Source organism: Pseudoalteromonas sp. CH_XMU1449-3 (assembly GCF_037027245.1).
GTDB lineage: Bacteria > Pseudomonadota > Gammaproteobacteria > Enterobacterales > Alteromonadaceae > Pseudoalteromonas > Pseudoalteromonas shioyasakiensis.
Map to the genome: position 1 here is coordinate 120,812 of NZ_JAYMDY010000013.1, position 21,541 is coordinate 142,352.

Genomic DNA, 21,541 nt, shown 5'->3' on the forward strand with positions numbered 1-21,541 from the left:
ACTTTACCCTTTCCCCTAGTAACTCGCTAACTTTCCCCCTGATGCTCTAACCGCCACTGTTTTAACCACGACATCATGCCTACGCTGCTAAGCGGATAATTAAAGTAATAACCCTGGGCGGCGTAGGTGTTCAATGACTTAACAAACTTAAGTTGCTCTAGGGTTTCTACCCCTTCACAAATCACCTTGGCATTATTTTGATTATGCATATCCACCATGCCAGAAACTAGGCTGCGAACTTGGCTTTGATGGGCAAAATCAGCGGTCAACGATGCTGCTACTTTAATATACTCAACATTAAGATTAGGCAGCTTAGCAAGCCAAACAGGTGTGTCACCAAAGCCATCAATACACAGCTTAATACCAATACTATTTAGCCTTGCGACCATGGCTTTACCTTGGTCATCTAGGCTCATAAATAGATCGAGCGGGCATTCAATGATTAAATCTCCCGGCTCTAAACGGTGTTCAGTCATAATGCGGTCAACAAATTCAATGAACTCTTCGTGCAGCATTTCTGGGCCAAACACGTTAATACTGAGTGGTAGTTCAATGCCTTCCATACGCAGTGCCATAGCAAGCTCAGCAGCACGTTCAATAACATACGCTGCCACAGGGTAGCTTAAGCCAGCGACACGAATATCATCAATGAATTTGTTAGCCGAAAGAATTCCTTGCTTAGGATGCTGCCAACGTAGCAGCAATTCTAAAAACTCAATTTGCTCGTCGCTATTACGAATAACTGGCTGAAAATAAAGCTCAAGTTCGCTGGCAAAATCTAAGTGAGCTAATTCGCGTAGGCGTGCTTGTTGCTCTAGTTGCTCTATCATCATTTGCGGGTGATAAGGCACAATTTCTCGTTCAGGATTTGAATCAAGGGCAAGGTTGGCAAATGAAATTAAGTTCTCGAAGCTGTACTCAGGTTCGTCACAGCTCACATAACTGGCGCGTACTTTAACTTCAATGGTGCAATTGGCAACATTAAATGGCTTTAATGTGACTTGCCTAATTTGGCTGATCAGCTGCTCATGAAGATGTTTTTGCTCTTCAAGAGAGCAAATAAACGCAAAGTTTAAGCCCCCTAAATGCGCTAATTTTTCAGTATTTGCGGTGTTACCTTTCATACTCAGCACAGCATCAACACTGAGTTGCTGTTTAATACGTGTGGCCGATTGCGCTAATAATAAATCACCAAAGTCACGACCAATATGCTGGTTAACATCGTTAAAACCTTCAAGGCGGATCATCACTAGTGCGCAGTTTGCTGAGTGCTCTTCAGTCCATGCAACAAAGCTATTTCTGAGTGCATTTCGGTCAGGTAAACCAGTCAGTGGAGCGGCATCTAAATCATCGTTATGGAGCGGTTCAACTTCAACCTGCTCATCCTCTTCGGGCTCTTCATAATTAAAAAAGCCTGAAATAGATAAAATAACTACCGAGAAAACAAGCCAATATAAGGCTGTGTCGAGTAATAGATGGGCAGAGTATAAAACCGCGAACGAAATTGCGGCAGAGACACTCAATATTATGGCAAGCCAATTGGTGGTGCGAAATGCTTGCCATAAATGAAAACATAAAGCTAAAGCAAGTAAGATAACCAGCCATGGTAATCCTAAGCTTAAAATAGCTAAACCTAGTACGCCATTAACGACTAGGCTTAGTCTTAAAATAGGGTTTTGGGTTACGCACAGGGCACAGATCATTGCCATAAAAACGCTACCAGCTAAAAACACTGGCACTACATCACTTGTTAAATTTACGAGTTGCGTGCTACTACTCGCTAAACTAAAAATCAATGACATGTAATCCAAACTGCGTAATAAAACTTATCTAACTAAGTCTACCCAAAATCCACAGATTTAACAGTTTATTTACGCCGAATTGGTAACTTAATTGTGCCGGGTGGGATATTTGCCAGTGAGCAATATCAGCTCGAGCCCCTACTTTTAACACACCACGATCGTCAAGACCTAACGCACCTGCAGCGTTTCGTGTTACACCAGCTAATGCTTGCTCTGGTGTCATACGGAAAATAGTGCATGCCATATTCATCATTAAGTGCAATGAACATAATGGTGAAGTTCCAGGGTTGAAGTCAGTTGAAATGGCGATCGGAACTTGGTACTGCTGGAGTAGTTCAATTGGCGGATACTTTGTTTCGCGTAAAAAGTAAAATGCACCTGGCAACAATACCGCTGCAGTGCCCGCTTTGGCCATTGCTTGAATGCCAGCTTCATCTAAGTGCTCAATATGATCTGCCGATAAGCCCTTAAACTCTGCAACAAGCTCTGCACCATGTTGATTAGATAACTGCTCAGCGTGCAACTTAACCGGTAAGTTGTGCTTTTTAGCCGCTTCAAAAACGCAACGAGTTTGCTCGTTGCTAAAGCCTACGTTTTCACAAAAAGCATCAACGGCATCAGCTAAATCAGCTTCAACAACACGGTCAAGCATCTCACCGCAAACCAAATCAATGTACTCATCACTACGGCCTTTATATTCAGGCGGTAATGCATGAGCACCTAAAAACGTGGTTTTAACATCAACCGGGTGGTTCTCACCAAGTAAACGAGCTACTTCGAGTAGTTTAATTTCATTTTCGCAATCAAGACCATAGCCAGATTTAACCTCGACAGTCGTCACGCCTTCTGCGTATAGCGCATTTAAGCGTTCTTTAGCACTAACAAACAGTGTTTCGTGGTCGGCTTCGCGAGTTGCACGTACGGTGCTTGCAATGCCACCACCGTTTGCAGCGATTTGCTCGTAGCTAACACCTTGCAAACGCTGCTCGAATTCTTCTGCGCGGCTACCGGCAAACACTAAGTGAGTGTGACAATCAATCAACCCAGGTGTTAACCACTGCCCTTTAGCAGATACAGTTGGCGTTGCTAATGCATCAAACTCAGGTAAATCGGTTTGTGCACCTAACCAGGCAATTTTGCCATCTTTAACAGCAATCGCTGCATTTTCAATGGCGCCGTATGGTGCATCAACAGTAGGATCCATTGTGGCGATATTGGCATCTGTGATCAGTAAATCCCAGAGCGCTTGAGCATTGTTGGTTGTGTGCATTTTTCACCTATCTTGATGCTTGCTAAAGGCTCAGTATGAGCCTAAATTTAAATTTGCTTAAAGTTTATCAACTCATCTTGTATATACAAGAAAATTATGTCACCTTGTAACATACTGTTAACTTATAAATAAACTTTTCATAATGAGCGTCCCTAAGTTTGCGCAAATAAAAGAATTCATTCTGGAAAATATTCAATCGGGAGAATGGCAAGAAAACGATCGTGTCCCTTCAGAAAACGAACTCACTAGTCAATTTCAAGTTAGCCGTATGACAGCTAGGCGCGCGCTCAGTGAGTTAACCGATGCCGGTATTTTAACCCGCAGCCAAGGGCAAGGTACTTTTGTTGCCAGCTTCAAATCACAATCATCGTTACTAGAAATCAAAAACATTGCCGATGAAGTTAAAGCGCGCAACAGCAATTACAGTTGTACGATTTTAGTGATGGAATCAATCAGCGCAATTGCCCCCATCGCGATTGCTTTGGGTGTCGAGGTCGACAGCCATGTTTATCGAAGTGTGATTGTGCACAATGAGAACGAACAACCTTTGCAAGTTGAGGAGCGTTTTGTGAACCCTGCTCTTGCTAAAGACTACTTACAACAAGATTTTCACAGCCTAACCCCCCATGAATACTTATCGCAAAATGCCCCACTCACCGAGGCTCGCCATACGGTCGAAGCGATTATGCCCAACCAAGAAATGTGTGAATGGCTCAACCTTTACAATGAAGAGCCATGCTTACAAGTGATCCGCCGAACGTGGTCATCGCAAGGTATTGTAAGCTTTGCGCGCTTAGTCTCACCGGGCAGTAAATACCGACTGGGCGGCCACCTAACTTTTAAGAAGTAGCTAAATAGGCGCTTGATAACGAAAATTTAGTGACTCAATCGCTGAGCCATCAATGAGACGCTCGCCTTTATCATGGCTAGTAAATGTCGGTGGCTGATTACCCTGCTCAGCGCATTTTTGTTGGTAGTAATCTGCTTTTGTAGGATGCGCCGGATTAACCACATTATAAATGCTGCTCGCGCTTGACCAATTTTCGAGTACTGAAAAAATCGCCGCTATCACGTCTTGCTGCTGTACCATGTTCACCACTTGCTGACTTGAGCTAGACAGCTCTTTACCTGCAACAAACTTACCTGGGTCACGCCCAGGACCAACAAGGCCCGCCAAACGCAATACTTTACCACCGGCATTGAGCACTAACTGCTCAGCATCAAATAGCTGTTGCTGGCGTGCTGATTGGCAATTTATTGCTGTACTTTCGTCGTAATGACCATTATCAGCAGGGTAAACACCTGTCGAAGAACATAAAATAAAGCCTTTGCAATTTAGTTGCTTGGCAAGCTCAAGCCCTGCTTGCAAAGTAGCTAAATAATTACTTTCTGAGCTGCGACTACGCGGCGGAATTGCACAAACCCACCATGCACTTTCAAGTGAAACATCATGTTTAAGCACTGTATCTTCAAGCGCAAACTGGCGCTGAAAGTCATGTTCGTGCTCGCTACTACGGTGTGTTCCCTGCACTTGCCATGCTAATTCTTTTGCCTCAACACAAAGGGCACTACCAAGCCAACCTGCACCTAAAACGACCAGTTTATTATTTTCATTACTCATTTATCCAACAACCTCATAGTATTTATTATTAACGTTCGCTTAACGGTATAGCGATTTGGGTGCAAATATGATTAGATAGATAACTCTACCCGATAATAAAAACACGTGCATCTATGTTAAATAACCTCTCTTTACGTAAAAAAATATTACTACTCATCGGCGGGACGATAAGTGTACTACTGATCATCGCGTCTAGTTTTTTTGTTAGCCATATTGCTGACCTATCGCGCCAAGCTATTCAACGCGAAGCCGACAGCTATTTACAGAGTGAACGACTTTCAATGCAAGGTTACTTTGCCAAATACGGTAAAGTGGTTCAAACCTTCATTACAAATCCGCATTTAGTGAATTGGTTCGACAATTGGACTGAACGTGATCAAAGCCTTGATAACCAACCTGGATACGACAGCGTTAATCAAGATTTTGTGCGTATCAGTGGCAACGATGACAACATTTTATCTGCCTTCTTTGCATCTGCAACAACAGGTGAGTACTTTAAAGAAAACGAGCGAACCACTCATTATAATGGCCAACCTTACTACGCTTACAAACGTGGTTGGTGGCAAGATGCTTTAAAGATCAACAAACTCTATGTAGGTCCTATTTCTGTGGATTTAACCACAGGTAATGCCTCTGCAGTTGTACAACAGCCTGTTTATAAACAAAACAAACTAATAGGCTTTGGTGGTGTTGATTTACAGCTAAATAATATCAACGACATGGTTGAAGAAATTCGCTTTAATGGCCAAGGCTTTGGTTTCTTACTTGATGGCAATCAAAAGGTTGTGCACTTATCTAAGCGCACTGGCCACAAGCTATCTGTGACTGACGAAGGTCCGAATGGCAAGGAAGGTTTAGATGCCCTCGAAAAACAATTTAGCGACACATCAGGCTTTAGCGAATTAAACCGCGCGATGAAAAGCCAAAAAGATGGCAGCAGCTTTGTTACTTTCAAAGGTGAGCAATATTACGTTGTATACAACCGCCTTGAGTTAGAAACCCCTTATCTTGATTGGTATGTGGGTATTTTAATTCCAACGAGTATGATTGATGAACCAGTAAATGATGCGGTGATGACAACCACAACCTCAGTGATCATCATTCTTGCGATTATCATTGCGATGATCTTCTGGGCCACGCAAATGATCACCAAGCCGCTGACTAAGCTAACTTACATCATGCGTGATATCGCATCAGGTGATGGCGATTTAACACAGAAAATCGAAATCAAGAGTAATGATGAAGTGGGTCAACTTGCTCATCACATGAACACTTTTATCGATAAGCTACGTGCAATGATGCTTAATACTGCTGCGCAGGCTGAGCAACTAAGCCAAGCTGCGAGCCAGTTAAAAATTGTATCGCAAAAAACCAACGATGAAATTCAGCAAGAAAAGCAGCAAGTTGATAGTGTTAGCGCGGCGGTAACCGAAATGGCGTCTACAGTGATGGAAATCTCGCGTAATGCCCAGCACACTAATAATGCCGCTGAAGAAGTGCAAACCATTACCGTTGACGGTACGAAACGTTCTACTCAAGCTCAGTCAGTCATGACCGCTCTTGCAAGCCATATTGGTGAAGCGTCTAAAGTGGTTGCGGGTCTTGAGCAAGAAAGTGGCAATATCGGCGCGGTGGTTGATGTTATCAACTCAATAGCTGAGCAAACCAACTTACTCGCACTAAACGCGGCGATAGAAGCAGCCCGCGCGGGTGAACAAGGCCGAGGCTTTGCTGTTGTTGCTGATGAAGTTCGTTCACTGGCAAGCAGAACGCAAGAATCAACAGATGATATTCGCAACATGATCAGCCGTTTACAGCAAATTGCTCAACAAGCATCAACCATGATGCAACAAGGTCAAGAGCGTGCTGAAGGGTCAGTTGAGCAAACACAAATTGTATTGCAAGCTCTACAAGATATCGCCCAATCTGTGACAAATGTGCAAGATCAAAGTCATCAAATTGCGACTTCGACTGAGCAGCAAACAGTGGTTGCAGAAGATATTAACAATAGCTTGGCAGCGATTAATCACTTAGTGAATAGCACTGCGGATCATGCCCATGAATTGGCGGATGAAGCACGTGATTTGAATGAATTGGCAGCCGCTTTAAATAAGACGGTGAATCAATTTAAGTTATAAAGATAAATTGCTGAAGTAGTTAAAAACCCGATGTCACCTGAAGATGACATCGGGTTTTTATCGTCAGCCTTCCCTGTTAGTCGTGGCGCAACCGCTTTCGCGTGTTCCATAAATTCGTGCCACTGTTGCTTGTTCCATAAAGCAACTCCTTTGTCGGTCAATCCTTGTGTTGGTTGCGTTTGTACTTGTTCCATATAGTCTCCTCCTTACGCTAGCTTCATCCTGTTTGGCTCCTGCCTAAGCTTATTCCTTGCTGTCATCTCCATTCACTTTATCCATAAAGCGTTGCCATTGTGCGCTACTCCATAACGCCTTGTTACTTCCTTGTTGTCCTTTGTGCGTAGTTACATTATCCATACTGTAAACTCCTTGCGGTTTATCGTCCGTTACTCCTACAGCAACTCCTTGCTGTGCTCCATTACCCATCCTTGTAGATTAATGCGGTGATTATCGCTTAGCGATGATATACACAGCATGAATCAAACCTGGAATGTACCCTAATAAGGTTAAAAGAATATTAATCCAGAACTGCGCACCTAAACCTACCTGTAAAAATACGCCGAGAGGTGGAATTAAAACCGATAAAATAATACGTATTAAATCCATGACTCACTCCTTGAAAAAGATAAGCCCAGCCAAAGCTGGGCTATGTAGGGCTTGCTATTATTCAGCAACAATCGTTAATTCATCGATTACTTTGCGAACATCTTCAGCATTTTCAGCAATGCTTACCGCTAATTGCTTTTCTGCATCAGACTCAACAGTACCTTTTAGTGTTACCACACCCATGTCAGTATCAACATCGATGTCTGTACCACCAACTTCTGAGTTAAATAAATAACGTGTCGTGATTACAGTACTGATTTTTGCGTCGGTTAAGTCGCTTTCTGCTGAATCAGCTTTGTCTGATTTCATATGCTTAGCTTTCATGTTTTTAACAACAGTTAGTTTGTTATCAACAGAGCTAACACCGTCTAGGCTAAGAACTAGCTCTTCAGCAAGCTCTTTATCTAATTCGCTATCAACTTTACCTGTAAGTACAACCTTGCCATTCGTTACATCAGTGTTGATGTCAAAGTTGTTAAGGTTTGTGTTCATAAGAAGCACAGTTTCTGCCTTACCATCAATCCAAGCATCTTTACTTTCATTTTCCCAGCTGCTTGCCTGAGCTGACATGCTAGTTGCACCAATTACTAAAGCGGCAATCATAGATTTGTTAAAAGTGTTCATAATCTTTCTCCTTTTGATTAAAGACAGTTTTATTAATGCGACTATGATGCCAACTATTTATTTGTTTATTTTCAGTAAGTTAAACACCCATTCAGCAGCTGTTTATATTCATTTAGGTAAAGATTTACAAGCTGCTCGGTAAGAAGTTCACGATGTTGCAAAAATGGCCACTTAGTTGCTGATTTTATTAATCTGTGGTTAATTTAACGAAGTTGCTTATTAGCGAAAAACACAAGCCACTGATTTATATAGCAATGAACTTTGGCCTAAGCCTTGCTTCGTAATTAATAACTAAAAAATCACCTTTAAAATCACAACAGGGAACTACCATGGCCGTTAAACTTGAAGATCGCCCAATCGATCAAGTAAGAGAAGAAGTTATTGATCAACTCATTTATAACTACAGTCATGCTGTTATTTCAGCTGAAGCATTCGAACGCCGCCTAGACCAAGCAATGGCAGCCACCAGCAACGAAGTACTGGTTGAACTAGTTGCAGATTTAGAGCTAAAAGCAGATATTGACTACAAATCGCATAAGCATGCGCAATTTAAACCTCACTACAGCCACAGCAGCGACAACGAAAGCCTGCAGCTTAGGAGTATTTTGGGTTCAAATGAGCGCAGCGGCCAATGGGTTGTACCAAAAGAAATTCACCTAACAAACTGCCTAGGTTCAATCGAACTAGACTTTAGCGAAGCAATTTTCCAACATCAGCATGTCACCATTTACGTGAACTGTATTTTAGGTAACGACGAAATCTACGTACCAGAACATGTAAATGTGGTATCTAAATTGTTTAGTGTAATTGGCAGTGTAGAGAATAAATCAGTCGCCTTAAATAAAGGCCAAGGCCCAACCATCACTATTGAAGGTAATGTATGGCTAGGCTCAGTCGAGATTTCAGTTAAACGTACCATGAAGGAAAAGTTCATCAGCTTTGCCAACAGCCTAAAAGCAAGTTGGAAAGAAATGAATAAGGTGCAGTAAAGTTGCGAGTTGCGAGTTGCGAGTTGCGAGTTGCGAGTTGCGAGTTGCGAGTTGCGAGATATTGTAGGCGCGATTTTATATCGCGCAATAGGTAATAAATGACGCGGGGTAAACCCGCTGCTACAACCACCGCGCGAAATAAATTTCACGCCTACATCAACCGTAGGCGTCACGCTTGCTTGGCGCGTCGAACATACAACGCTATTCAATCAACCTATGTCTGACCTACAAACAACACCGATCGGCTCAAAACTGACGGCTGAAAGCTGATAGCTCACTAAACTTCACGCCTACATCAAACGTGGGAACGGCTTTAGCCGTGAATAAAGTAAAGCTGTTCGGCGCTAAAACGCATCCTACACCGTAGGCGTCACGCTTGCTTGGCGCGTCTTATATGCAACGCCATTCCATCAACCTATGCCTGACCAACAAACAACACCGCTCGGCTCAAAACTGACGGCTGAAAGCTGATGACTCACTAAACTTCACGCCTACACCATAGGCGTCACGCTTGCTTGGCGCATCTTACATACAACGCTATTCAATCAACCTATGTCTGACCTACAAACAATACAGCTCGGCTTCAAACTGACAGCTGAAAGCTGATAGCTCACTAAACTTCACACCTACACCGTAGGCGTCACGCTTGCTTGGCGCGTCTTATATACAACGCCATTTGATCAACCTATGCCTGACCAACAAACAACACCGCTCGGCTCAAAACTGACGGCTGAAAGCTGATAGCTCCCTCACTGGTCATTATTCCTCTCACTCGGGATATCACTAAAATACTCTACAAACTCAACTTCAAAACCTGCAGGGTCGATGAAGTATACATTTTTACGATAAGGGTTTTCTGGGCCGTGTTTATCAATTTCATAACCGGCTGAAACAAGACGTTCAACTACGGCATTAATATCGTTTGTCACATAAGCAAAATGAGCAAGGCCTACTTGGTGGCCTGCTAAATCACGGTTTTCAGCTTCACCGTTATCGCTTAATGCAAGATATTGGTAATCATCACCAAAGTGCAGCCACTTGCGGGGTTTGCCCGACCATTTGCTATCGCCTTGGCTACGCACACGCCAATGCGGGAACGCGGCTTTATAAAAGTGCAGCATGGCATCAACATTACTAACAACAAGGTTTACGTGTTCTAAATACATGGTAGTTTTCCTTTTTATTTTTAAACTGCCACCAAGATAAAACCTCAAGTTAAGTTTAGGTAAAGCACTTTTTCAAATAAAAAAGCCCCACTAAAGTGAGGCTTTAAAAAATTGGGTAGTTATTGATGAATCAGCTACCTGCAACCTGCATTTGTTCAATCAATACAGAGCCTGTTTGAATACCGCCGCGGCGCTCGATGTCGCCACCTAAGCCCACAACGGCCTTAAACATATCTTTTAAGTTACCAGCAATCGTGATTTCACTTACTGGGTATTGAATTTCGCCATTCTCAACCCAGAAGCCCGCTGCACCACGTGAGTAATCACCCGTTACCGTGTTCACACCTTGGCCCATAAGTTCAGTTACTAATAAACCTGTGCCCATGGTTTTTAAAAGCGCTTTTAAATCGGCATGGGTTTGTTCAACTAACCAGTTATGAATACCACCAGCATGACCCGTTGGTGCCATCGACAGTTTACGTGCCGCGTAGCTTGCTAATAGGTAAGTTTGCAGCTCACCACCTTGAATAATTTCACGGTCTACAGTTTTTAAACCTTCAGCATCAAACGGCGAAGACGCTAAACCTTTTAATAAATGCGGGCGCTCAGAGATATTCACACAATCGCTAAATACTTTTGTACCTAAGCTATCAAGCAAGAAGCTCGACTTACGATAAAGCGCGCCGCCACCAATCGCCGACACTAAATGGCCGAATAATGAGTTAGCAATATCTGCTCTAAAGATCACTGGTACTTTCATGGTACCGAGCTTTTGGCTGTTAAGTTTAGCCAAGGTTTCGGTTGCCGCCTCGAGGCCTACTTTTGCAGCGTCGTTTAAATCATCTTTATGACGCGCGATGGTATAAGCCGAATCGCGCTGCATTTGCTCGCCTTCTTTACCAATCACCATCGTACTAATGCTATGACGCGTACGCGGGTAACCTGCAATCATGCCGTGGCTGTTGCCATAAACACGCAAACCTTGGTGAGATGAAAAACTCGCACCGTCTGAATTTACAATGCGCTCATCGGCATTCAACGCCGCTTGTTCTGCTTGATGACAAAACTCCACACCTTGCTCTGGGCTAACTTCCCACGGGTGGTATAAATCTAAATCTTGCGGTGCAAATTCAAGTAACTCTTTATCAGCGATACCATTAAATGGGTCGTCAGAGGTGAACTTTGCAATATCAATGGCTTTTTCGACCACTGTACGTAATGTTTTAGGGTTTAAGTCAGCTGTTGAAGCAGAGCCTTTGTTGTTACCCACATAAACACTGATACCTAAGCCACCGTCTTGGTTAAACTCTATTGTTTCAACTTCGCCCATACGCGTGCTGACAGACAAACCTGACGTGCTCGACATCGCCGCTTCAGCCGCAGTAGCACCCAATTTTTTTGCATGCTCCAGTACTTCGCTTACAGCGTCTTTCACTTCAGAAATGTGTTGATAAATAGGATCTTTCATCTTGTGTGTCCTAGGTTCTGATATTTTTTATAGTGTAACGAATGCTAACACACTGCGAGACCTGCATCAGCTAATATTAATCATTAACTAAATGGCGTATAATAGCGAATAGTTAAGTTTACTGAATGAGCATCCTTATGGCGAAGAAGAAAAAGCCACTTATCGAAGAAGAAATTATTTACGTATCAAAAAGCGAATTAAAACGTGAAGCCATGCAATATCATGGTCTGGGTGCTGAAATTGCAAAAATGCCGAAAAAGCAGCGCGATCGTTTACCGCTTAATCACGATTTAAAAGAAGCGTTAGTTGTTTCTGATAAAGTAAGTGATAAGAGCGATGCTTACCGTCGTAACTTAAACTACATCGCAAAAGTATTACGTACCACAGAAAACGTTAATGAAATCCAAGCGATGATCGACATCATGCTTAATAAAAACAATCAAGCCGATGTTTTGATGAACAAAATCGAAATCCTGCGTGATGATTTGATTAAACAAGGTGACGACCTTATCAATTCAACAATTGATCAATACCCTTCTCTTGAACGCCAAAAAATGCGCCAGTTAGTGCGTAGCGCCGCAAAAGAAGTAAAAGCAGAAAAGCCAGCCAAGAGTTACAAAGAGTTATTCCAGTATCTAAAAGATGCGATTATGGTTTGATTTCCTTCGCGCGAAATAAATTTTACGCCTACCTCAAACCGTAGGCGTCACGCTTGCTTGGCGCGTCTTGAACACCACTCAATACTCAACCATCGCGCGCAATAAATTTCACGCCTACAACCAAATACAATTCCAAAACGGGTAATCGCCAACGTGTTTAACTAATTTTGCGCGTAGAGGGTTTGCGACTACATATCGAGCTTGATGTATTAGGTCGTTTTCATCTCTGATTTGATGATCATAAAAATTACTTTGCCAGACTACGACTTTGCGCCCCTTTCTCTTACGAATAGACATGGTCACCATGCTTTTATACAGCTTAATTACTGCTGATAAGTTTTGCTGAGGGCGAAGTTGAAATATCCAATGTAAATGGTCAGGCATGAGGACAAAGCAGATTGTCTCTACTTTACCTTCTAAATAGTATATTGCTTTGGCAGCATCAACTGCATATAGATAGTTGGCAAATATAGGCACTCGACTCTCACAACAAAGAGTTACTGAATAATAGCAATTTGAATGTGAGTTACGCCCTTTAAGTCTCTTCCTTGTCGAAAACATAAACCTATCAATCCTGAAGGTAAAACCTGATCTTAGAACTTAAAAACACACCTAGCCAATTTACACCAAAAATGTTTGAACCACTCAATACAAACACATCGCGCGAAATGAATTTCACGCCTACCTCAAACGTAGGCGTCACGCTTGCTTGGCGCGTCTTAAACATCACACAATACTCAACTATCGCGCGAAATAAATTTTACGCCTACCTCAAACCGTAGGCGTCACGCTTGCTTGGCGCGTCTTGAACACCACTCAATACTCAACCATCGCGCGCAATAAATTTCACGCCTACATCACCGTAGGCGTCACGCTTGCTTGGCGCGTCTTAAACATCACGTAATACTCGACCATCGCGCGAAATAAATTTCACGCCTACATCAATCGTAGGCGTCACGCTTGCTTGACGCGTCTTGAACACCACTCAATACAAACACATCGCGCGAAATAAATTTCACGCCTGCATCACCGTAGGCGTCACGCTTGCTTGGCGCGTCTTAAACATCACACAATACTCAACTATCGCGCGAAATAAATTTCACGCCTACATCAAACCGTAGGCGTCACGCTTGCTTGGCGCGTCTTGAACATCACACAAGACAAAAACACCGCGCGAAATAAATTTCACGCCTACATCAATCGTAGGCGTCACGCTTGCTTGGCGCGTCTTAAACACCACACAACACGCAACTAACGCGCGAAATAAATTTCACGCCTACATCAAATGTCGGCTGAAAACTGACTGTTCCAAACAAAAAAGGCTCTGAGCGTTCACTCAGAGCCTTTTTTAAATCGATAATCAATTACCAGATTTTTACGCGATCTTCTGGTTTGATATACATCTTGTCGCCTTCTTTCACATCAAATGCCTGATAGAATTCTGGCATGTTTGAAAGAATACCGATTACACGGTAGTGGCTTGGTGAATGAGGGTCTGTCATTAGGCGGTTACGTAACTCTTCATCACGATATTTACGGCGCCAAATTTGCGACCAACCCATGAAGAAACGCTGATCACCTGTGTAACCATCAATGATTGGCGCTTTTTCATCACCAAGTGATAATTGATAAGCAGTGTAAGCAACTGTTAAGCCGCCTAAGTCACCAATGTTTTCACCTAATGTAAGCTGACCATTTACGCTAGCATCTTCAAATGGTTTGTACTCGTTATATTGAGCAACTAACTGACCTGTGCGCTCTTCAAACTGTTTAAGGTCTGATTCGCTCCACCAGTTGCGTAAGTTACCGTCACCATCGTACTTCGCACCTTGGTCATCAAAGCCGTGACCTAATTCGTGGCCGATTACCGCACCGATTGCGCCGTAGTTAACAGCGTCATCAGCTTCTAGGTTGAAGAATGGTGGCTGTAAGATAGCCGCAGGGAATACGATTTCGTTGTTCACAGGGTTGTAGTAAGCGTTTACTGTTTGTGGTGTCATGTGCCACTCAGAACGGTCAACTGGCTTACCAAGTTTTGCAGTCATGTCTGCATATTCCCACTCGCTGTGGCGAATGTAGTTACCTACTAAGTCATCACCTTTAACTTCAAGTGCTGAGTAGTCTTTCCATTTATCTGGGTAACCAATTTTTGGTGTGAACTTATCAAGCTTTTCTTTAGCCGCGATTTTTGTTTCTGGGCTCATCCACTCAAGGTTTTCAATCGCAACTGCATAACCTTTGATTACGTTATCAACTAACTCTTCCATACGCGCTTTCGCTTCAGGTGGGAAGTTTTCTTTAACGTATACTTTACCTAAGATTTCACCTAATACACCGTTTGATGCATCAACCGCTTTTTTCCAAAGTGGTGATTGCTCTGTTACACCGCGAAGTGTTGTGCTGTAGAAATCAAAGTTAAGGTCTACTAGCTCTTTATCTAGTAAGCGAGCATAGTTGCTAACAAAGTGGAACTTAAGGTAGTTCTGCCATGTTGCTAAGTCTGTATCGTTGTAGATACCTGCGAATTTTTCTAGGTAGCTAGGCTGGCGAATGATTACATCTTCAGTTTTGATACCAGATGCATCAAGGTAAGCTGCAAAGTCAAAATCGCCAGTAAGTTTGTTAGCATCTGCAACGCTCATCTTATTGTAAGATTTAGTCGCATCACGGCTTTCAACACGGCTCCACTGCGCATCAGCAATGCTTGTTTCAAGATCGATAATTGCTTTAGCCGCAGACTCAGCATCAGCTACACCAGCCTTGCTTAAGATTGCTGTTACGTATGCTTGGTAAGCTTCACGAATTTTTGTGAATTTTTCTTCATCTTTTAGGTAGTAGTCGCGATCTGGTAAACCTAAACCTGACTGATAAACATACATCGCGTTTTCGCTAGAATTTTTCGCGTCGTTGTTTACGTACCAACCAAACGGTAGGCTACCACCTTTAATGCGAAGTTCAGCCATTAAAGCAACTAAATCAGACTTGTTTTTAACTGCATCAACACTTTCTAGTACTGGTGATAATGGCTTGATACCTGCCGCTTCACGGCCCGCTTCGTCCATATAGCTGTTATAGAATGCAGCTAGTTTAGCTTCATCAGAGCCTGGCTTAACGTCTTTATTTGCCGCTGCTTTTTCTAGCACTTCTTTCATCGCTTTTTGCGAATCATCGTAAAGCTGAGTGAATGAACCGTAGTTTGATTTATCACCTGGAATTTCTGTTTTCTCTAACCATTCGCCGTTTACGTGATAGTAAAAGTCATCTTGTGCGCGAACAGACTTGTCCATATTCGCCAGTTCAATGCCTGAATTTAAAGGAGCTTTTGCTTCAGTTACGGTCGCAGTTGCTGGTGCTTTAGTTTCTTGTTCTTTTTCACCACAACCAACAAGACCGAGGGCTAGTGCAATACTTGCCGCGGTAAGTGTTACTTTTTTCATGGGAGTCCCGTACTAATTATTTTTTGATGTATTTATCGAAAAACTAGCAAACCTAATTAATCATTAGTTTTTCGCTTTCACCATAATAAACCTCTCAAGCAAAACAATAAAACCGAATATGTAACAATTCTTATCAAAACAAGATGAGTCGCATTTTTGAGCGGTGGGAGGGGGAGGTTAAGTCGTTAGTGGTTAGTGGTTAGTGGTTAGTGGTTAGTGGTTAGTGGTTAGTGGTTAGTGGTTAGAACAAAGTAAAATACAATTCATGTGTAGCAAGTTCTTTGTTTAATTACACAAAAAATAAAACCACCCTCTCGATCTGTGATCTGACTTCTGAAATCTAACTACTAAAAACTAACCTCTATTATATAACCTCCGCGCGAAATAAATTTCACGCCTACATCAAACGTAGGCGTCACGCTTGCTTGGCGCGTCTTACATTCATCACCAAGTCTGCAAATTAATAAAGAACCCGCAAACAATGCCGCTCAGCTAGAAACTGACATCTGAAAGCTGATGGCTCACTAAACTTCACACCCACATCAAAGACATCTAATCGCACAAAGAGGATGAGAAGCGCTTCGCTTAAGAGAAAACAAAAAATATTTTTATCACTGCCTCATTCTTTTCTCATTCACTTCTCTTTGTGCAAATATTTTCGCGTGAAATAAATTTCACGCCTACAAGCTTTCCCCTCGCTAACTTTTGTTATTTACCCTTGATACTTTTTCTTTATCTTTTCGATGATCTCAACATTCGCGGCAGGGAAGCTGTAATCATCAAGCTCGCTAAGTGCGACCCATTTGCCTTGTTGGCCTTCTGCGCCATGGGCTGTGCCTGTGAAATCATCAACAATGTGCACATCTAAGCGTACGCATTTATCACCATAGTCATGTTCGATAACCATTAGCTCTTCACTGGCGTTTACGGTTAGGTTTACTTCTTCTAACAGCTCGCGCTGTAGCGCAACAAATACGCTTTCGCCCTGCTCTACTTTGCCGCCAGGGAACTCCCATAAGCCGCCCTGGTGTTTGTCGTCTGGGCGCTTACAAATAAATAATTGCTGATCTTTATAAATAACGCCAACAGCAACATGCACTACTTTTTTAGTCATTTGTTGTTTCCTTAATCATAAAAAAAGCGACGCAAGCGTCGCTTTTTATCACCGTGTTTTGGTTATTTTAATTTACCGCAACACTGCTTATATTTATTACCTGAACCACAAGGACACGGCTCGTTACGGCCTACTTTAGGTTCTGCACGTTGTGTAACTACAGCACCTTCTGGTGTTTCGCCACCGATGTGCTCAGCTTCTTCGTGTTGGTATTCACGAGGTGCATTTTCGCTACGACGATGTTGCTCTTCAACTTTCTCAACGTCTTCTTCAGCACGAACTTGTACTTTACTTAAAATACCCACAACGTCGACTTTTAAGTTCTCTAGCATTTCAGAGAATAGCTCGAACGACTCGCGCTTGTACTCTTGCTTAGGATTCTTCTGTGCGTAACCACGTAAGTGGATACCTTGACGAAGGTGGTCCATCGCTGCCAAGTGATCTTTCCAATGTTGGTCTAGGCTTTGTAGCATAATCGCTTTTTCGAATTGACGTAGTACAGACTCGCCTACCATCTCTTCTTTTTGCTTGTATGCTTGTTCAACCGCTTCTTCGATACGCTCACGAAGTTTCTCTTCGTATAGTTTGCTATCGTCAGCTAGCCATTGCGAAATTGGCAGCTCGATTAAGAAATCTTGTTTTAAGCGTTCTTCAAGACCTGGGATATCCCACATTTCAGCTAAGCTTTGCGGTGCAATGAATTGGTCAATCACACCATTTAACACATCGCCGCGAATTGCAGTGATAGTTTCTGAAATATCGCCTTCTTCAAGTAGCTCGTTACGTTGCGAGTAAACAACACGACGTTGGTCGTTTGCTACGTCATCGTACTCAAGTAATTGCTTACGAACGTCGAAGTTACGTGCTTCAACTTTGCGTTGCGCGTTTTCGATTGCACGGTTAACCCAAGGGTGCTCAATCGCTTCACCGCGTTGCATACCTAGTTTACGCATCATGTTAGTCATGCGCTCACCAGCGAAGATACGCATTAGCGCGTCGTCCATTGATAGGTAGAAACGGCTTGAACCAGCATCACCTTGACGACCAGAACGACCACGTAACTGGTTATCGATACGACGAGATTCGTGACGCTCAGTACCAATGATGTGTAAACCACCCGCTTCGATTACTGCATCGTGGCGTTTTTGCCACTCATCTTTAATCGCTTTGATTTGTTCATCAGTTGGGTTTTCTAGCTTTTCAACTTCGCTGTTCCAGTTACCACCTAACACGATATCGGTACCACGACCGGCCATGTTAGTAGCAATAGTTACTGTGCCAGGTAAACCGGCATCAGCAACGATGTCTGCTTCTTGTGCGTGGAACTTAGCATTTAGTACGTTGTGCTTAATTTTTTCTTTACGTAAGAACTGCGATAAGTACTCAGAACTTTCGATAGAAATAGTACCCACAAGTACCGGTTGACCACGTTCTTGGCAATCTTTGATATCAGCAAGAATTGCTTCGTACTTTTCTTCTTGTGTTAGGTATACAAGATCAGCACGATCGTCACGGATCATCGGTTTATTAGTTGGCATTACTACTGTGTCTAGACCATAGATAGACTGGAACTCAAACGCTTCTGTGTCTGCTGTACCTGTCATACCCGCTAGTGTGTCGTATAAACGGAAGTAGTTTTGGAATGTGATTGATGCCAATGTTTGGTTTTCGTTTTGAATGCGCACACCTTCTTTTGCTTCAACAGCTTGGTGTAAACCTTCTGACCAACGACGACCTTCCATTGTACGGCCTGTGTGCTCATCAACGATGATAACTTCGTTTTCTTTAACAACGTAATCAACGTCTTTTTGATAAAGCTTGTGAGCACGAAGTGCCGCATACACATGGCTTAATAATGTGATGCTTGAAGCAGAGTAAAGTGAATCACCTTCTTGAATTAAGCCGCGCTCAATTAGTAGCTCTTCAACTTTAATTTGGCCACGCTCTGTAAGGTGAACTTGCTTAGACTTTTCATCGATCGTGTAATCGCCGTCGCCTTCAACGCCTTCTTCATCTTCTTTTTCTTGTAGCTCTAGGTCAGGCACAATTTTGTTGATTTCGATGTAAAGCTCAGAGCTGTCTTCAGCTGGGCCTGAGATAATAAGCGGCGTACGCGCTTCATCGATTAGGATTGAATCCACCTCATCCACTACGGCGTAGTAAAGTGGGCGTTGTACACGCTCTTCAATGCTAAATGCCATGTTATCGCGTAGATAATCAAAGCCAAATTCGTTATTAGTACCGTAAGTGATGTCGGCAGCGTAAGCGATTTTCTTTTGCTGTGGCATCATGCCTGGTACGTTACAACCTACTGTTAGGCCTAAGAACTCAAATAATGGGCGGTTAGTTTCGGCGTCACGTTTTGCAAGGTAGTCGTTCACGGTAATTACGTGAACACCTTTACCTGTTAAACCACGAAGGTATGCAGGTAATGTTGCTGTTAGTGTTTTACCTTCACCGGTACGCATTTCTGCAATGCGACCTTGATGTAAAACCATACCACCAAGTAGCTGTACGTCGAAGTGACGCATGCCATTTACACGCTTAGATGCTTCACGTACCACAGCAAATGCTTCTGGTAAAATGTCATCTAGGCTTTGTCCGTTATCGTAACGCTCTCTAAATTCAGCTGTTTTTGCTTTTAAATCTTCATCAGAAAGCGCTTCTAATTGCTTTTCAAGCGCATTAATTAGAGCGACCGTCTTTCTTAGGTTTTTAATAGTGCGGTCATTGCGACTACCAAAAATCTTGGTAAATAAATTAGATATCATGATAAAACCGTTACAATATATTCTTTGTTAGCTAGTCATTAGCTAACCCACTTTCTTCAATTGATAATTAATATGCGCTTATGCTCATGATGTAGGGCATATTAATTAACAATTTATCAGTACGCTGTTCAAAACACCGCTTATTTCGTGCGCTATCATACCAGAGTCTGCGCAACATCAAACCTTCTGTGTGTGAAGATATGGAATTTCGGCAAGAAAATTTAAAAATCAGCCATAATCTTTGATCTAACCCCATAAAAAGGGTGAAAACAAGATTACTGAATAGATATGGCGACAATCGAAATAAAATCAAGATCAGGGGAGAAAAAAGGCGATTCGAGGAACGAGATGCGAGGAACGAGATGCGAGATTCGAGATGCGAGATGCGAGATTCGGGGTGCGAGATGTGAGGTGCGAGGGACGAGGTGCGAGATGCGAGTTTTCGTAGGCGTCACGCTTGCTTGGCGCGACTACCATACAACACGAATCATGCTTATAAACACATAACCAACAGGCGATGCTGAGAAGCTCAAAACTGACAGCTGAAAGCTGATGGCTCCTTAAATTTCGGCACTAAAGTGCCTCCTATGAGCTAGACCCACAAACCGCACCGTTCAACTTAAAACTTGCAGCTTATAGCTTAAAGCTATGCCTTTATTTCTTCCGCCCATGTTGCGCTAAACGCTCTAACTTAGCTTTTAAAGATGGCGGGGCATCTGCGGCGATGGCGCTGAGGTAATCGGCTGTTTGTTCGCTCATTTGGCGCTTCGAAACAGGCTTTTCTTCTGGTTTATTTGTTGCCGATAAACGCTGCGTTGCCTGTGGGTTTGCGGTAATTTTAATTTGCCCAAGCTCGACCATGCCAGCGGCACGAAAATGCGAAAGCATATCCATCTTTAAGTAATTTAAACGCAGTGCAATCGGTGCCGAAACCGCTTCGATCATCAAAGTACCATCACGGTAATTACTTACACGGCATTTTTTTGAAAGTGTTTCACCTAAAAAGTCATCAAGAATCGTTTGTTGAGAAGACAAGCCTTGGGTTTTACCAGCATAAGACGCCAAGCGACCACTCAAGCCCGCCATAATATCGCCAACAGCCTTTGGCGCGTATCTATCTTTTGCCATTAATCGTCTACCTAAAAGGGTTAATCACCACAAAGAGAATATACCACCTACGTAAATATGAAGCTATTAGGTTCGAAAAGAGTGGTTAGTGGTTAGTGGTTAGTGGTTAGTGGTTAGTGGTTAGTGGTTAGTGGTTAGTGGTTAGTGGTTAGAACAAAGTAAAATACAATTCATGTGTAGCAAGTTCTTTGTTTAATTACACAAAAAATAAAACCACCCTCTCGATCAACTGATATCTAACTTCTGAATTCTAACTACTAAAAATCCGACTTCTAAAATCTAATCCCTATTATAAAACCACCGCACGAAATAAATTTCACGCCTACATCAAACGTAGGCGTCACGCTTGCTTGGCGCGTCTTACATTCAGCACCAAGTCTGCAAATTAATAAAGAACCTACAAACAACACCGTTCGGCTCAAAACTGACGGCTGAAAGCTGACGGCTAGCCTTTCTCTTTGTGAATATATTTTCGCGCGAAATAAATTTCACGCCTACATCAAACGTAGGCGTCACGCTTGCTTGGCGCGTCTAAAGTTCAACACCAAACCGGAAAATCATTAAAGAGCCCACAAACAACACCATTCAGCTTATAGCTTATAGCTTATTGATCTGACTCCATAAAAGTAGACACCTTTTTGGAGTCAGTAATCATGAAAGTAAAGTCACAGCGTAGATATTCCCTCGAATTTAAAATAAAAGTCGTTCAAGAGTCGTTAGACACCACAGATACAGTTAAGATGGTCGC

17 protein-coding genes are annotated in these 21,541 nt (G+C 42.7%); 4 read left to right on the forward strand and 13 right to left on the reverse strand.

The genetic code is table 11. The features are described 5' to 3' along the window. Positions 1–26 precede the first annotated feature (26 nt). Positions 27–1,709 (reverse strand): GGDEF domain-containing phosphodiesterase, encoded by a 1,683-nt coding sequence (locus WA256_RS15995; RefSeq protein ID WP_335992617.1) that lies wholly within the window; start codon positions 1,707–1,709, stop codon positions 27–29. Between the two features lie 121 nt (positions 1,710–1,830). Continuing rightward, positions 1,831–3,072: an imidazolonepropionase gene (gene hutI, locus WA256_RS16000; RefSeq protein WP_335992610.1), complete on the reverse strand. Its 1,242-nt coding sequence runs from the start codon at positions 3,070–3,072 to the stop codon at positions 1,831–1,833. 142 nt (positions 3,073–3,214) lie between these two features. Between hutI and hutC the strand changes: the two genes are divergently transcribed. Next, positions 3,215–3,922, forward strand: a complete 708-nt coding sequence (gene hutC / locus WA256_RS16005; protein ID WP_055021370.1) for a histidine utilization repressor — start codon at positions 3,215–3,217, stop codon at positions 3,920–3,922. On the opposite strand, the gene WA256_RS16010 is transcribed toward hutC, so the two are convergent. After that, on the reverse strand, positions 3,923–4,693 hold the full coding sequence (locus WA256_RS16010) for an NAD-dependent epimerase/dehydratase family protein (protein WP_335992611.1): 771 nt from the start codon (positions 4,691–4,693) through the stop codon (positions 3,923–3,925). Positions 4,694–4,806: 113 nt separating this feature from the next. Between WA256_RS16010 and WA256_RS16015 the strand changes: the two genes are divergently transcribed. Next, positions 4,807–6,831 carry a methyl-accepting chemotaxis protein gene (locus WA256_RS16015; RefSeq protein WP_175083213.1) on the forward strand — a complete coding sequence of 675 codons (2,025 nt, stop codon included), beginning with the start codon at positions 4,807–4,809 and terminating at the stop codon, positions 6,829–6,831. On the opposite strand, the gene WA256_RS16020 is transcribed toward WA256_RS16015, so the two are convergent. From WA256_RS16020 to WA256_RS16030, 3 genes are all read right to left on the reverse strand, one after another. Further along, a complete protein-coding gene (locus WA256_RS16020; protein WP_058583864.1) occupies positions 6,816–7,025 on the reverse strand; it encodes a hypothetical protein in 210 nt (69 codons plus the stop codon). The genes WA256_RS16015 and WA256_RS16020 overlap by 16 nt on opposite strands. Positions 7,026–7,278: 253 nt before the next feature. Further along, positions 7,279–7,437, reverse strand: coding sequence for a YqaE/Pmp3 family membrane protein (locus WA256_RS16025; RefSeq protein ID WP_064971745.1), 159 nt, complete (start codon positions 7,435–7,437; stop codon positions 7,279–7,281). Between the two features lie 57 nt (positions 7,438–7,494). Beyond that, on the reverse strand, positions 7,495–8,061 hold the full coding sequence (locus tag WA256_RS16030) for a BON domain-containing protein (RefSeq protein ID WP_054563315.1): 567 nt from the start codon (positions 8,059–8,061) through the stop codon (positions 7,495–7,497). Between the two features lie 329 nt (positions 8,062–8,390). Between WA256_RS16030 and WA256_RS16035 the strand changes: the two genes are divergently transcribed. Further along, the gene (locus WA256_RS16035; protein ID WP_054563314.1) at positions 8,391–9,050 is read left to right on the forward strand and encodes a LiaF domain-containing protein; all 660 of its coding nucleotides are present in this window, start codon (positions 8,391–8,393) and stop codon (positions 9,048–9,050) included. Positions 9,051–9,799: 749 nt separating this feature from the next. On the opposite strand, the gene WA256_RS16040 is transcribed toward WA256_RS16035, so the two are convergent. Next, positions 9,800–10,216 (reverse strand): VOC family protein, encoded by a 417-nt coding sequence (locus WA256_RS16040; protein ID WP_063530462.1) that lies wholly within the window; start codon positions 10,214–10,216, stop codon positions 9,800–9,802. Positions 10,217–10,346: 130 nt separating this feature from the next. Further along, a complete protein-coding gene (pmbA, locus tag WA256_RS16045; RefSeq protein ID WP_055021365.1) occupies positions 10,347–11,684 on the reverse strand; it encodes a metalloprotease PmbA in 1,338 nt (445 codons plus the stop codon). Between the two features lie 137 nt (positions 11,685–11,821). Here pmbA and yjgA point away from each other — a divergent pair, with 137 nt between their 5' ends. Next, positions 11,822–12,343 carry a ribosome biogenesis factor YjgA gene (yjgA, locus tag WA256_RS16050; RefSeq protein WP_335992612.1) on the forward strand — a complete coding sequence of 174 codons (522 nt, stop codon included), beginning with the start codon at positions 11,822–11,824 and terminating at the stop codon, positions 12,341–12,343. 114 nt (positions 12,344–12,457) lie between these two features. Here yjgA and WA256_RS16055 read toward each other — a convergent pair whose 3' ends face one another. From WA256_RS16055 to WA256_RS16075, 5 genes are all read right to left on the reverse strand, one after another. Beyond that, the gene (locus WA256_RS16055; protein WP_335992613.1) at positions 12,458–12,904 is read right to left on the reverse strand and encodes an REP-associated tyrosine transposase; all 447 of its coding nucleotides are present in this window, start codon (positions 12,902–12,904) and stop codon (positions 12,458–12,460) included. 803 nt (positions 12,905–13,707) lie between these two features. Continuing rightward, positions 13,708–15,780 carry a M13 family metallopeptidase gene (locus tag WA256_RS16060; RefSeq protein ID WP_335992614.1) on the reverse strand — a complete coding sequence of 691 codons (2,073 nt, stop codon included), beginning with the start codon at positions 15,778–15,780 and terminating at the stop codon, positions 13,708–13,710. A 712-nt stretch (positions 15,781–16,492) separates the two neighbouring features. Then, positions 16,493–16,894, reverse strand: a complete 402-nt coding sequence (gene mutT, locus WA256_RS16065; protein WP_335992615.1) for an 8-oxo-dGTP diphosphatase MutT — start codon at positions 16,892–16,894, stop codon at positions 16,493–16,495. Between the two features lie 62 nt (positions 16,895–16,956). After that, positions 16,957–19,665, reverse strand: a complete 2,709-nt coding sequence (gene secA / locus WA256_RS16070; RefSeq protein ID WP_055022436.1) for a preprotein translocase subunit SecA — start codon at positions 19,663–19,665, stop codon at positions 16,957–16,959. 654 nt (positions 19,666–20,319) lie between these two features. Continuing rightward, on the reverse strand, positions 20,320–20,793 hold the full coding sequence (locus tag WA256_RS16075) for a DUF721 domain-containing protein (RefSeq protein ID WP_235377800.1): 474 nt from the start codon (positions 20,791–20,793) through the stop codon (positions 20,320–20,322). Positions 20,794–21,541: the final 748 nt, after the last annotated feature.